Origin of the sequence: Pseudomonas sp. PDM14 (assembly GCF_014851905.1) — a bacterium.
Classification (GTDB): domain Bacteria; phylum Pseudomonadota; class Gammaproteobacteria; order Pseudomonadales; family Pseudomonadaceae; genus Aquipseudomonas.
On record NZ_JACVAQ010000002.1, the window covers coordinates 581,166 to 594,366 of the forward strand.

General features: G+C 57.0%; 9 protein-coding genes. All 9 read right to left on the minus strand.

Going from position 1 to position 13,201, the window contains the following annotated elements; genetic code table 11:
• Positions 1 to 28: 28 nt before the first annotated feature.
• The 9 genes from fliS (IB229_RS15345) to IB229_RS15385 all read right to left on the minus strand — a co-directional run bounded on the left by fliS (IB229_RS15345) (position 29) and on the right by IB229_RS15385 (position 13,105).
• Entirely contained in the window at positions 29 to 409 is a 381-nt protein-coding gene (fliS, locus tag IB229_RS15345; protein ID WP_192330492.1) for a flagellar export chaperone FliS, read from the minus strand.
• A gap of 175 nt (positions 410 to 584) precedes the next feature.
• Entirely contained in the window at positions 585 to 974 is a 390-nt protein-coding gene (fliS, locus tag IB229_RS15350) for a flagellar export chaperone FliS (RefSeq protein WP_192330494.1), read from the minus strand.
• Positions 971 to 2,398 (minus strand): flagellar filament capping protein FliD, encoded by a 1,428-nt coding sequence (gene fliD, locus IB229_RS15355; RefSeq protein ID WP_318652115.1) that lies wholly within the window; start codon positions 2,396 to 2,398, stop codon positions 971 to 973. Before fliD ends, fliS (IB229_RS15350) begins: the two co-directional genes overlap by 4 nt.
• Before the next feature lie 77 nt (positions 2,399 to 2,475).
• Positions 2,476 to 2,847, minus strand: a complete 372-nt coding sequence (locus IB229_RS15360) for a flagellar protein FlaG (protein ID WP_192330496.1) — start codon at positions 2,845 to 2,847, stop codon at positions 2,476 to 2,478.
• Positions 2,848 to 2,918: 71 nt separating this feature from the next.
• Positions 2,919 to 4,109: a flagellin gene (locus tag IB229_RS15365; protein ID WP_192330498.1), complete on the minus strand. Its 1,191-nt coding sequence runs from the start codon at positions 4,107 to 4,109 to the stop codon at positions 2,919 to 2,921.
• 287 nt (positions 4,110 to 4,396) lie between these two features.
• Complete coding sequence (locus IB229_RS15370; RefSeq protein ID WP_192330500.1) at positions 4,397 to 9,226, minus strand: glycosyltransferase; 4,830 nt, start codon at positions 9,224 to 9,226, stop codon at positions 4,397 to 4,399.
• A gap of 48 nt (positions 9,227 to 9,274) precedes the next feature.
• Positions 9,275 to 10,324 carry an NAD-dependent epimerase/dehydratase family protein gene (locus IB229_RS15375; RefSeq protein WP_225579154.1) on the minus strand — a complete coding sequence of 350 codons (1,050 nt, stop codon included), beginning with the start codon at positions 10,322 to 10,324 and terminating at the stop codon, positions 9,275 to 9,277.
• An 8-nt stretch (positions 10,325 to 10,332) separates the two neighbouring features.
• A complete protein-coding gene (locus tag IB229_RS15380) occupies positions 10,333 to 11,631 on the minus strand; it encodes an FkbM family methyltransferase (protein WP_192330502.1) in 1,299 nt (432 codons plus the stop codon).
• A gap of 16 nt (positions 11,632 to 11,647) precedes the next feature.
• Positions 11,648 to 13,105, minus strand: coding sequence for a glycosyltransferase (locus tag IB229_RS15385; protein ID WP_192330504.1), 1,458 nt, complete (start codon positions 13,103 to 13,105; stop codon positions 11,648 to 11,650).
• Positions 13,106 to 13,201: the final 96 nt, after the last annotated feature.

Here is a 13,201-nt window from a genome sequence, read left to right on the forward strand (position 1 = left end):
AAAATTGCTCCCGCAATAGGCCAAGCCATCACTCACTGATTGCATCCCAGCCGCTTTTGACGTCGCGCAGCAGCCCGGATACCTCATCCAGAATGGCAACTTCGTTCTTCACGTTTGCCTGAATGAGCTTGGAGGTCATGTATTCGTAGAGATTATCTAGGTTACGCGCCAGTTCGCCGCCGGCCTCGAGATTCAAGCCACTACGCAGCCCGCCGATGATAGCAATCGCCTTGCCGATCAGCTCGCCCTTCAAAGCTATCTGCCCGCGCTCCATCGCGCCACGAGCCTGAGCCAGGCGGGTCAACCCACCCTCCATGAGCATCTGAATCAAACGATGGGGAGTCGCATCTACAGCCTGAGCCTGGGTGTTGACGGTTTGATACTGACGCATAGCGCTCATGGCGTTCATGCTGAATGTACTCCAGTGTACAGCGGGAATACTTCATGTATCGGCACCAAGGCGTTCAGCTTTAGAGCCTGGCGCATAAATTCAATACCGCCGATCCTTCGAGCACACCATCAAAAACAAGCCCCGGTTCGCTAGGCGAAACCGGGGCTTTGTTAAACGCTAAAAGCACCTGAAATCAGTTGCTGGCCGAAGGTTCTACTTCTGGCCCGATGACAGCCCAGGCATCACGAATCTCCAGCAGCAGCGCCTTCACTTCCAGAAGGCTGCGGGGCGTATCATCCAACGCTACACCAACCAGGCGACGATTCATGTAGTCGTACAGATTGTCGAGGTTTTGCGCGAGTTCACCACCAAGGTCTTTATCCAGGCTGGATTGCAGCACGCCAATAATGGTAATCGTGGTTCCGACCGCCTCACCGCGCGCACCTGTATTACCCTGCTCTTGAGCAAGCGCGGCCAGGTTCAAGCGCTCCACGGCGCCATCGAGCAACATCTGCACGGCCACATAAGGCGTAACTTCGTGGCTGGTTTTTACGCTTTTGTATGCATCGATCTGCTTTTTCATTTTTTGACGACGCCTGGCAGGTTATCGAGCACTGAACCGAGCTGGCTGCTGGTCCCGTTGAGTTTACCGATCAGCGATTCCATGGCATTGAACTGCGCCAGCAAACGAGTCTGCATCTTGTCCACGCGAAGGGTCAGCGCTTCTTTTTGCTTGGTGATGTCGGTCAACGTCCCCTGCAGCCCGCTCATGCGCTGCTCCAGGATGCCGCCGGTCTCACTGAAACCGCTGATTCGCTTGGTGACACGGCTCATCAGGCCACTGTCCCCCGTCAAGAACTTGCTGACAGAGTCGAAGTCTTCCGTAAGCACATCTTTGAGTTTTGCATCATCGATCTTCAGCGTGCCGTTCTTCTGGGTGGTGATGCCCAGATCAGCCAGTACGCTAACACCACCATTACCAGCTGGATTGACCAATTCGTTACGGATACCACTGAGCAGGCTGCGAACCGTTGCATCACCCACCAGGCCGCCAACGACCGGCGCACTTTCATCGCCGACCTTCGTCACGTTGGTCAGGGTATTACTGGTGGTAATCAGCTTGTTGTAGGCATCGACGAATTTTTTGACGTTCGCCGCTGCAGTGGTGGTGTCTTGGCCAACGGTCAATGTTAGCGGCTTGTCGGTTTCTGTCTTCGCCAGGAGTTCGAAGCTCACACCAGAGATTGCATCAGTCGGTTTGTTGGTTGCACTTTTCAGCAGCAGGCCATCAATCGTGAACTGAGCATCGGAAGCTTTGACGATGGCCCCCTTGGAGGCATCGGTGCTGGTGCCGTCAGGCGCAGTAAAGCTATTGCGACCGTCCACATCAAGAGCGTCGAAACCTGCCTTACCGGTGACGATAATGTCCTTGCCCTCGCCGGTTTCCTTGCCGCTGAAAACCAGGCGACTCTTGCCGCTAGAAGGGTCGGCAATCGTGTTGACGGTAACGCCCTTATCTTTGAGGGCCGTGTTCAACTGATCGCGAATGCTAGCCAAATCGGAGCCGGCGGCAATTTTTACATCGATACCAGCATCGTCCTCACCCAACTGAATGGTGAGGGTCTGCTCGTCATCCGTCTTGAACGTCGACGCTTGAGCAGAAGTCGCCACCTTGCTCGCAGTCGCCAGATTCTTGACTTCAATCTGGTACGTACCTGCGGCGGCGGTCTTCGTCGCAGTAGCGGTCAGAGCGGCGGTATTCGAAGAAGAAGCCGACCGCTTCTCGAACAACGCAGCACTGTTCAAATCCTTCATTGCCGTCTGAAAGTCGGTCAACGCACTCTTGAGCTGGCCCAGAGCGGAGAATCGGGTGGTTGTGGTCTTTTCCAGACGAGCGAGCTGTGCTTCCTTGGGGGCCTTTTCCGCAGCAACCATAGCCGAAACCATGTCGCCGATAGGCAGCCCGGAGTTGAGTCCAGTACTGAGTCCGCCAATTGCCATGTTCATTACCTCGTCAGGAAGTTGGCACTAATCCGTGCACATACCAATCAATAAGTGTGTGCATTCAAAAAGCGCGCCACTGCTTAGGCTTCGGCCGTAAACAGTAGACTGCGTACTTCGGACAAGTTCTCCGCAAGGCGGAGTGCTTCTTCGGAAGGGATCTGGCGAATCACGTCACCCGAGTCAGCATCAGTCACCTTCACGACAACACGACCATCGCCGTCGTCGAGGGAGAAGTTGATGTCACGGCGAACGGATTGCACGAATTCTTGGATGCTGCTTACCGCATCTTCGACCTCTGCCCTGCTTACTACGCTACTTTCAGGAGCAGGTTTTTGCGCAGCTTTTGAAGCCTCGGGCTCGGAAACCTCAGGCGTATCGCTCTTACGATTACGCACTCCATCAACTGATGGAACTTCAGGCTTTACCCAACCACGTATCGAGCTAATGTCCATAATTTTTCCCTCACAAAGAGGTAATGGGGGAAAGGGCTTTGCCCTTCCCCCCATCGATATTGCCTATCGACTTACCCGAGCAGGCTCAGTACTGCCTGCGGCAGCTGGTTTGCCTGGGCCAGGATCGCGGTACCAGCTTGCTGCAGAATCTGATTCTTGGTCAGACTAGCAGTTTCTGCTGCGAAGTCGGTATCTTGAATCCGACCACGAGCTGCCGATACGTTTTCTGCGATGTTCTGCAGGTTACCAATGGTGTTCTCGAAGCGGTTCTGTACCGCACCGAGGTCGGCTCGCTGAGAGTCAATCGCTTGGATAGCTTGGTCGATGACGATTACAGCTTTTTGCGAGCTCAGAACACTATTGATGTCGATATCATCTACCAGGTTGCCATCATCTACTTCTGCCATGGTGATAGCTTCAGTAGTGGCGGCAGTTTTAGCTGCATCTACGGTCGCACCGGTACCGAAAGAGAAGCTCTCGATCTGGCCAGCAGTGCTGCCCGAACCAGCAGCAGACAGCAGGTCAATGCTGCCATCCTCGTTGACGAATGCACCCACGCCGATGTTGGCGTCGTTAATTACGGTCGCCAGAGCCTGAACCTGCTCGTCAGCAGTAGCACCGCTAGCGAAAGTAGTGCTGAACGTACGGGCCTCACCACCTGCCATGGTCACGGAAATCGCGATGGAGCCCGAAGCGGTTGCATCAGCGGTGGCCACATCGGCAGCAGCAATGTTGCCCGAGCTGAAAGTACCTTTCAGGGATTCGGTGCTCATCTCGTCAATCTTGACGCTGATGGTTTCGTTCGCCTTGCTACCTACCTGGAAAGTAGTAGTTTCGAAACTGCCATCCAACAGTTTCTTGCCACCGAAGGTGGTGGTGTTGGAGATACGGTTCAGCTCTTTCTTCAGCTCGTTGACTTCGGAGTTCAGAGCTTTACGTTCTTCGTCGCTGTTAGAGCCGTTGGCCGACTGCAGAGACAGGTCACGCATACGCTGCAGGATGCTGGTGGACTGTTGCAGAGCACCTTCAGCGGTTTGCGCCATCGAGATGCCGTCGTTGGAGTTCTTCACCGCAACGTTCAGACCGTTGATCTGGCTGCTCAGGCGGTTGGAAATCTGCAGACCGGCAGCGTCGTCTTTGGCGCTGTTGATTTTGGAGCCGGTGGACAGGCGCTGCAGGGACACATCCAGGGACTTGGAGGAAGTGTTCAGGTTGCGCTGAGTGTTGAGGGAAGCGATGTTAGTGTTGACTGTCAAAGCCATGATGTATGTCCTCCATAGGACCTAGCTTGTTTGCCTGAGAGCTTGCGAATTTGGCCCTGCAGATCTCAGGCAGCCATTGTGTTCGCATTCGTCCTTTATATCGGCCTTCGCCGCCGGAGCTTTAGGGGCCTGTCGAAATTTTTTTGCGTTACCTTGACAACCGGTACACGCGATTCCGACAACACCCCCTCGCTGATCAGAATATCGACAGTCACCACACAAACTTGAGGGGGCGGTCAGGGTATTTAAGCCCGTTCGTCCCCACGGCCCCACTCATGAATCCTGGCTTAGCGCGAATCAGGCAGCCAGATATCGCGCCATGCCTTGAGGTTGTCACCCTCCAGCATCCAGTCACGCAGTACAACATCTCGCAGTGCATCGCCCGCAGCGGCAGTCGAATCAAGATCGGACAAGTGCATGCGGATGGCTTCGACCCAGTCGCGGAAACGGTTTTTCACTCGGGTAACCGGCAAGTCACCCTGGTAGCACAGTATGTCGCTACAGATCACCGGGAAGCCGCAGGCGCCGTACTCCAGCAAACGCAGGTTGCTTTTGCACTCGTTGAACAGATTCTGCTCCACCGGTGCCAAGGCCAGATCGAGATTGAGGTTCGCCAGCGCTTGCGGGTACAGGTTGATGTCTACGCCCTTGTGCACTTCTTTCATGTAGGGCCGCAGCTTTTCCGGGCACATTCCAAAGAAGACCCAGTCCACTTCACCCGCCAACTCTTTGACCACGTCAGCAATCATTTCCAGGTCGCCGGTGTGGCTCGAGCCGCCAGCCCAGCCAACGCGGGGGCGCTTCGAGGTGCGACGCTTGCCTTGCAAGCCCCCCCACCATTGAACAGGTAGGCGGTTTTCGACCACCCGAATGTCGTCGTGCAGGCCGGCAAACGCCTCGGCAAGCGGTTGAGTCGAAACCACGAAGCGATCTACCAGGCCAAGGCCGTGGCGCAGGGACTTAAGAATGTCCTTGGGCATGTGCTGACGGTGGACGTTTTTAACTGGCAGGTTAGGCAGATAGTCGTCGAGTTCATATACCGTGAAGGCTCTCGAGAATGCCTTCATCCTGCGCATGGCTTCGAGCCGCGCGCCGCCGATCTGCCGCTGCAGCAGAATCACATCGGGGTCATAACGTTCCAGATCGGTCACATGCAACAAACCAACCGATAGCGCGCCATCGACCAGCCCCTCCTGCTTCATCGCCGCGAATGGCTGGATAACTCGATAGTTACCGCAACCATACAGGTCGGCAGGATGCGCCATGACCGTCGGGATCGGACGCCAGGCTTGCAACGGACGCCACGCCAACTGGGCGTCGGCCAGCTTGAAGCCTTGTTCCGCCTGTAAAGAAAGTCCCGGGTTATAGGCAGAGTCATGAGCAAGCACCGGTAACCAGCGGGCGTACATAGCATCTTCCTGCTCATGGCTCGCGGGCAGCGTACGTGGCGACTCAACCAGGAGTTGCACGCGCGGGGTCCAGACATTCAGATAGCCGGCCTGCTGGAGTTTCAGGCAGAAATCGGCATCAGCCCAGCGCGCCAGCAACGGCTCGGTGTCCAGACCGCCAGCCTCAAGGAACAGCTCCTTACGTACCATCAGGCACTCGCCGCCAAGCGCCGAGTAATTCTGGTCGACCTGTAAGCGCTGCATGTAGCCCGGCGCGTCCAGAGACTCACCCAGGAAATGACGTCCAACTGGCCCCTTGAGCCCCAACGTCAGTCCCGCGTGCTGCACCTTGCCGTCAGCGGTCAGCAATTTGCCGCTGACGCTGCCGACTTCCGGACGCTGCGCATGATTCACCAGTTCGTCCAACCAATCGGCATTAATGATGGCCGTATGGGGTGACAGCAACAGCAGGTAGTCTCCTAGCGCCTGAGGCGCAGCCAGATTGAACGCTGTCGCCTGCCCCGCGTGTGCAGAACCAGGCCAGATGGTCCTCATGCGTGCTTCGCCCATGCCCTCGAGCGCCTTCAACCACTCGTGGACATCGCTCGCAGAAGGGTCGCTTTCAATCAACAGCAGCTCGTAATGCGGGTACTGCGTCGTCTCCAGCAGGCTCTCAACACAGCGCTGCAGATGGGCCAGTTGATCGCCTGCCCTGATCAGCACGGAAACAAAGGGCTGCTCCGGATGGCCATAATTAACCTGATAACGCCCAGGTTTGGCCGATGCGACCTGAGCCTGCTCATAGCCACGCCCCTGCAGATGCTTGATAATCGCCCGCCGCTCATCCTCGACATCGGCCAATGAGGGTGCATCGGTAATCAGCGAAGGCTCGGCAATGTGGGTCAATCCAGCCAGCCCGTCGATGTTGATCAAGCGCAGAATCGCTTCGAACTCGAGCGCTTCCTTGAAATCAACGTCGAACCCACCCGCCTCAACCAGCACTTCCCGACGGAACAGCCAATGGCGGGCCATTCCGGCGGGGAAGCTCAACATGTAATCCAGATTGAATGCCGGACGCAGAGCGACACCTACGCGCCCATCCGCCTGGCGATAGACTTCATCGCAGTAGGCTGCACGGCAATTGTCGATGTCCATCAATTTTAGGCTGACCATCATCAAGCCATTGGCGGTGAACTCGTCGCCAGCCTGAGCTATGGTCAACCAGTCAGAGCGGCTATCTCGCAGCACCTGATTGAGAGAGGCGATCCAGTCGTCAGCGGTTACAACGACGGCCTGGTCCGAAATGCCCTCGATGGCCGAGCTTGTGCTGGTCAACACCACTGGCTCGACACGCTCGGCGATACCTTCAAGGCGGCGGAGCGACTGGAGCGTCCTCGAGAGCTTGTCTCTCTCTCCGTGCAGATCCAGAACGACGACGGTAAACGATGGCCCATACTCGCGCTGCTGTAGGTACGCCTCAACCAGCTGCTTCTGCGCCGGGATGAACGTGCGCGCCGCGATCCAGTCGTCAACCACGCTCTTCGTAGCAGGTGTGAACGTCCCCCCCATCTGTTTGAGCTTGGCGGCGCGCGCCCCCTGAACATCGCCATTCGGGTGACGAGAGTAGATGTCGCGATACAGCGTCGGGTAGTTCTTGAACGCTACCTGCGAACGCCGCTCATCGTTGTCGACACGCATGCGGACCTGCACGGTTTCGTGCCGTACATGGTGAAACATCGACCTGGCGGCCAGGCGCAGCAGGAAGTCCCAGTCTTCAAGGCCTGACAGACGCTCGTCGAACCCGCCTATCTCCGCCACCAGCGCGCGAGGCCAAGCGAACGTGTTGATCGGGATGTAGTTATCGACCAGAAGGCGCTCGTAGGAATACAGATCGTGCGGGTAACGCCGCTCTTCGCTGATGACCGTACGGCTTTCATCCGTGATCTTTTCCACGACGATCAACGCGTCGCTGTAAACGACCTCGCCTGGGTGCTCATCGAGCGCATCGGCCAGCGTTTGCAGGTGCTCCGGCAGAAACAGGTCGTCGTCATCGAGGTAGACCAGATAGCGACCACGAGCCAGGCGATGTGCGGCATTGCGTGCGGCAGCAGGGCCTTGGTTGTAACCCTGACGCAGATACATGATGGGAAACGGGTAATCACCGAGCAGCGCCTCGACCGGCTCGCCACAGTCATTGACCAGGACCACATCGAAGTCTCTCAGGCTCTGGCTATCAATACTGTTCAGCGCGTCTTTCAGCAGCTGCGGCCGGTTGTAGGTGATGACAACGATGGAAAACAGCGGGGCTTCATTAAGCTCGGCGAGCGCGTCGAGTCGCTCGATCAAGCTCTTGGCCCGCCTGCCCAGCGGAGAGCCGAGCTCATCTGGAAACAGGGCTAGGCGGCGCTCTACATGAGCTGCTACTTCTCGCTCCCTGCCTCGAAGCTGCTGTGCATCACGCTCAAGAACACCTTCCACAATAGTGAGGTGATCCTCCAGCGGCGCGGTGGAGGCATAGAAGCGAGTGGAGTCTTGTTTGCCATGCCACCGATAGCTGACCCCCGGCGTATCGACATAGGCGAAGTCGGGATATTGCTCGGCCATCTGTACGACCATGTCCCAGTCACCAGCTCCATTGGTCCTCATCGCATGCCAGGTCTTGCGAAAGGCCTCACTACGATGGATAACCGCAGAAGGCGTCATATAACAATCATTGACCAGCAGGTCCGCAACCTCATTGCGTCCACCCACATAGTCGGCATTGCGGTATCCCCGGTGGCGAGGCTGCTTCAAAGCCCGGTCCTGCTCGTCAACCCAGCGAATGGATGTATAGCCGACAGCCACGTGAGGGTGGTTCTCCATAACGGGCAGCAGGCGCGACAGATGGCCTGGATTGAAATAGTCGTCGGCAGACAGGAACGTGAAATAGCGCCCCGTGGAAATGCGCAACCCGTTTATCCAGTTGTGGCCTGCGCCGTAGTTGTAGCGGTTACGCATGTAGCGTATGCGTGGCTCACCACGAAATGCTGCCATGACGTCAGGGGTTTCATCCGTGGACGCATTGTCCAGAACCAGGATCTCTATATCGGTGAAACCCTGATCCAGCACGGACTGGACACACTGCGCGAGATAGCGCCCATAGTTGTAGGCCGGAATAATTACGCTCAATAGCGGCGCAGTGCCACGCACCGCAACAGCGTCCGCGGCGACGGCGGTCGTCACCCAGTGGATCCAGAAATCAGTGGAGTTGGGGTAGCTCTCCATATGATCTGCGCCGGCCTGCGGCAACAACTCTGTTTTCAAGCGAAAGTCGACCGGATCACTGACATAGACCAGTCGCTCGTCGAACGGTGGCAGCTCAGCGGTGACCAATAGCTTCGCAAACACACGCTCATCCGCGACGGATGTACGCTCGGCGGCGCTGCCCATCAGCAGGTACTGACGCAATTCGGCGACGGGTCGAAACAACGGCTGACCTTGCCATGTATGCACGATAAGCAACACGGCATCGAGCTCGGTGTTGTCCGCATCAATGAGACGGTCGAACAGTAAGCCGTTACCCTTGCCATACAGCGACAGAGGTTCGAGCGGCAGCTTACTGACCAGATCGGACCAGTCCGCATCTTCGAGCAGAAACACCTGCTGCTTCTCCAGGCTGAAGCCCACAATGCCCACACGCCATGGCTGCCCCTGGCAGCGCCCGCCCGCAATCGAAGTCCAATCTGTCATGCCACCACTCCTGATTCGTGCATTGTCGTGTGCTGACCGCCCGCCACATCAAGTTCCTTCATGCTTCGCCCATTGGCCCATGCTGTCGATAGCTGTATCCAGCGTCGTCCAAACATCTAACCCCAGTAAGCGCGCCTTGCCGATATCAGGCACATAGTACGAGCGTATGCCGCCCGTCTTACCCAGTATGCGCACCGGCTTGTGCGGTGCCAGGCGGTTGCCGACACGAGTAGCCAAATCTGCAATGCTGATCGCCTCATCCGACCCGACGTTGTAGGCCTCACCCGCCTTACCGAAGGTCAAGAGAAACAGCAACCAGACCGCCAGATCAGCACCGTGCAAATAGCTGCGCACGGCTTCTCCGGAAGAATTCAGCACAATCGCATCCGCGTACAAGGCATCGCGGACAAAATTGCCGATGGCAAAATGAGCCCCTAGCGGCAACCCTGGCCCGGCAAAGGCAAAGCAGCGTGTCAATACGGTTTCGATACCGAACTGCTGCGCGTAAATCGTTGCGAGTGTTTCCTGCACGCGCTTGCCTTCGCCATAGACACTGCCGATTGAGGCGCTGGTGCAGGCATGCGACGCCGCTTCGGAAACAGGCAAATTGCCAGGCAAACTGCCGTACTGCGCACCGGAGCCCGTAAAAAGAATGCGCTGCACACCGCTACGCACGGCTAGATCCAGCACTCTGCGGGCGCCAGCGACAATGGTGTCGAACAGCTCGAGCGGACGGTCATTCGCTGCGGCCGAAGTGTCCGTCGCCGCATGCACAACAAGATCGAAGGTGCTGCCGGGCAGCTCATACAGTTCGCGAACATCGCTGGGTAGCCAATGTAACCAGGTACAGCTGCGGTATACCGGATACCTATCCAGGAAACGCTCAGGCTGGCGCGAAACCACGGTAACTTCGACATAAGCGCCCTGCTCGTTCAACTCATACAGCAGTGCAAGTATCCAATGTCCAAAAAAACCGGTGCCACCGGTCAACAAGAGATGCTTGCCACGCATAGCCGAGGCAATCGCGCCCACCACTGGAATGCTGCGAAAAGCAGAGGCAATGAGATCGGACGTCGGCGATGGGAAGGCAGCTGCCATGCATATGCTCAATAAAAGTACAGCGTGATGTCTTCAAGAATGTCGGCATACAGGCGTATGCCGACGCGGTAGTCCGGGCGAATGGATAACACCTCGTCGATCAACTTCCAGTAATCATCCGCGCGGTGATAGGCACAAACGGCGATGACCGGCTTGTCACGGGCAATCATGGCGCGGGCACCACGTATCGCAGACGCCTCCATTCCCTCGATGTCCAGCTTGAACAGCCCAACCTTGCCCGCTACGACGGCATCCAGAGGCACTCCCTGAATGTAGGAGGTGATATCAGCAGGAACGGTGCTCTCCATCTCGTTGGCGATGTCATAGCTCAGGGCTGGCTGATAGGTTGCACGGCTGGGCGCCGCATCCAACCCCATGTTGAACAGCCAGACTTCGGCACGGGATGCGAAGTGTCTAAGCGCTTCGTAGTAGGCCGGCAATTCCGGCTCGAACAACCACGCCTGCTTGACTGGACCGAACCGGAATTCCAGTCGACGCAAGGTGTCACCCGCGGCAGCACCTGCATCGACGAAGTGTGCAGCATGCACTGGCTGCACGAACTCGGTATCGAAGTACTCTTCGTCATAAGGAGACTTGGCCTGATCTGCCAAGGCGATGGACAGCTGTGTACGCATACCTATCAGCTTGTCGAATACCTGACGTGAGCGCTCATCATCCATACGCAGGAAGGCGGAAATGAAACGAAAGGACTCGAGGGTGGGCGTTTCGACATAGTCAGCAAAATCGCTCGCGGCATGCCGCGCATTCAACGCGTAGAGAAACTCGCTCATGTTGACCAGACGGATGCCCGGTATCTGGCTTAGTTGCTCGTGAATGGCATTGCCATGACGACCGCTGGCGATAAGCACTACCGCATTTTCCAATGCCGTATCGGCAGGATGGCGAATCGGTATGCCTTCATTGACACTGCCTTGCTTGGCGCGGTCATTATCCAGAAACCCCTCGACGGCGATCCCGGATGCGAGCGCCAGTCGCGCCAGCTTCAAGCCAACCTTGTATGCACCAAACACCTGAATGCCTTCGCTCAGCCACTGTCGCACCTGAAGCTTGCGCTGTCTGGCGTAATCAAGGCTGCCCGCCTCGAGCAGCCCGCGCACATGCGGGTAGTCGTCAAGGCGGCGCAACACATCCAGCCTTTCGGGCCGATCTATCAGCACTGCATCCTGGGCTTCTCGCAAAGGAGCGCGCGACCACCGAACCGGAAACGAGCACTCGGACGTGAGCTGAAAGGCAAAGGTCTTGCCTTCTTCTAGGTAGATAGCGCCGCTCTGTGTAGGGGTACTCATCGGATTTAACGCTCTTTTATTTGGCTGATTCGCCGCGCATGGAAATGTGAGAAAGACTCGCTGTTTCGACGAGTGCTTTCCATATCACGATGGGTGTCACTGCGTCGTGGCGCCGGATTAACTCTTCCAGCTCCTCTTCATGGTCGCGTTCCGCACTCAGCACAATCATGTCGACCGGTATATCGCGAGAAACTAGCCAGGAAGGGGGCATTATCGGCACGCCGAGCCATGTGCGCCCCTGACGGGTGATGTTGGAGTCCAGACAGCACACGACATTGGCACCCGCTTCGCGAGCCTCGTTCACCAGCAGTGCGGACACGAGCACGCTTCCGAGAATGACGACGTTCGTTTGTGGCGCAAGCCCGGAAAAGATATTTCTACCTGCACGCCGGCACTCAGCCCAGTGATAAAGCCCGCGCATGGATCGAGGGGCGTGCGCGGTGGGCGCTTCGATCGCGTTCAACACCCGGCAGGCAGCCTCCCCGCCCCCAACCTGCATCAGCAAAACAATAAGAGGCAACAGAGGCTGCCCCGCTCGCGGATTGGCAGTAATTTTGGCAGAGCCCCTGTGCAGCAGACTGATCAGCCGCTTTAGCATGACCCGATCAAGCACTGGCTTCTCAGCATGGATGACTAGGTCCTGTGCTTCAAACCTGGCAATCTGCGCATCGAACATCGGCTCGTATTCGCCTCGATAGGATGTCCTGCGAACGAGGCTTCGCAGCGCCTGAAAACTGTACAGGGCCGCGTGCGCAAGGTGGACGTGGTGGGTTTCCTGCGCCGCGTGCTGGCGGTACCGCAAGAGCGGTGCATTGAGAAACGCAACAGGCCCCTTGAGATTCATCAGCGCGGGCGCGATAAGGTCGCTGCTGCCTTCAGTCGATTTACGCTGGTGCAATACAAGCGCACCTTGATTGTAACTTTCACGCAGGAAGCTGGCCGATGCCAACAGCCGTGGATTGAAGATCAGGCTGCTCGGCGGGTGCCAGAGGTTTTCTTCAGAAGCTCTGGCAATGAACTCGCCCTGTTCAAAAATCCGGTTGTCACCGGGAGGCGTGAACCACGGCTGCACCACTACGCCGTTTTCGTCGATGATGCTTTTGTTGGTCCATACAGCGGTCAGTTCTGGACGGGCAGCGATTAATGCCATCTGTCGCTCGAGCATGTCGGGCTCCATGATGTCATCGTCGTGGGTGATTAAAAGTCGATTACCACGCGCAATCCAGATAGCAGACAGGGCATTGAAGTTAGGAGAACCACCGGGAGCGTTTCTAACGTAGCGAATGCGCGCGTCATTGAATCCCAGGACAGTCTGTGGCGTGTCGTCGGTGCTGCCGTTATCCAGCACCAGCAATTCAAAGTCGCGATAGCTCTGCGAAAGAATTGCGGACAACGACTCCCGGAGGTAGTGAGAGCGGTTGTAGGTCAACAGAGCGACCGTGAGAGGAAATGTCATTGCGTTTGCTTCACTCATACCGAGGTACACGCTGGCATTTTTTTGCCTAGACGAGAAACTGTCCGGCCATGCCATTTTTTAGAGTTTGACTCCAGGTCGCCTGCCGCACGCACA

Coding starts and splice junctions, on each gene's coding strand:
- fliS (WP_192330492.1), bottom strand. CDS start 409: ATGAACGCCATGAGCGCTATGCGTCAGTATCAAACCGTCAACACCCAG.
- fliS (WP_192330494.1), bottom strand. CDS start 974: ATGAAAAAGCAGATCGATGCATACAAAAGCGTAAAAACCAGCCACGAA.
- fliD (WP_318652115.1), bottom strand. CDS start 2,398: ATGAACATGGCAATTGGCGGACTCAGTACTGGACTCAACTCCGGGCTG.
- IB229_RS15360 (WP_192330496.1), bottom strand. CDS start 2,847: ATGGACATTAGCTCGATACGTGGTTGGGTAAAGCCTGAAGTTCCATCA.
- IB229_RS15365 (WP_192330498.1), bottom strand. CDS start 4,109: ATGGCTTTGACAGTCAACACTAACATCGCTTCCCTCAACACTCAGCGC.
- IB229_RS15370 (WP_192330500.1), bottom strand. CDS start 9,226: ATGACAGATTGGACTTCGATTGCGGGCGGGCGCTGCCAGGGGCAGCCA.
- IB229_RS15375 (WP_225579154.1), bottom strand. CDS start 10,324: ATGGCAGCTGCCTTCCCATCGCCGACGTCCGATCTCATTGCCTCTGCT.
- IB229_RS15380 (WP_192330502.1), bottom strand. CDS start 11,631: ATGAGTACCCCTACACAGAGCGGCGCTATCTACCTAGAAGAAGGCAAG.
- IB229_RS15385 (WP_192330504.1), bottom strand. CDS start 13,105: ATGAGTGAAGCAAACGCAATGACATTTCCTCTCACGGTCGCTCTGTTG.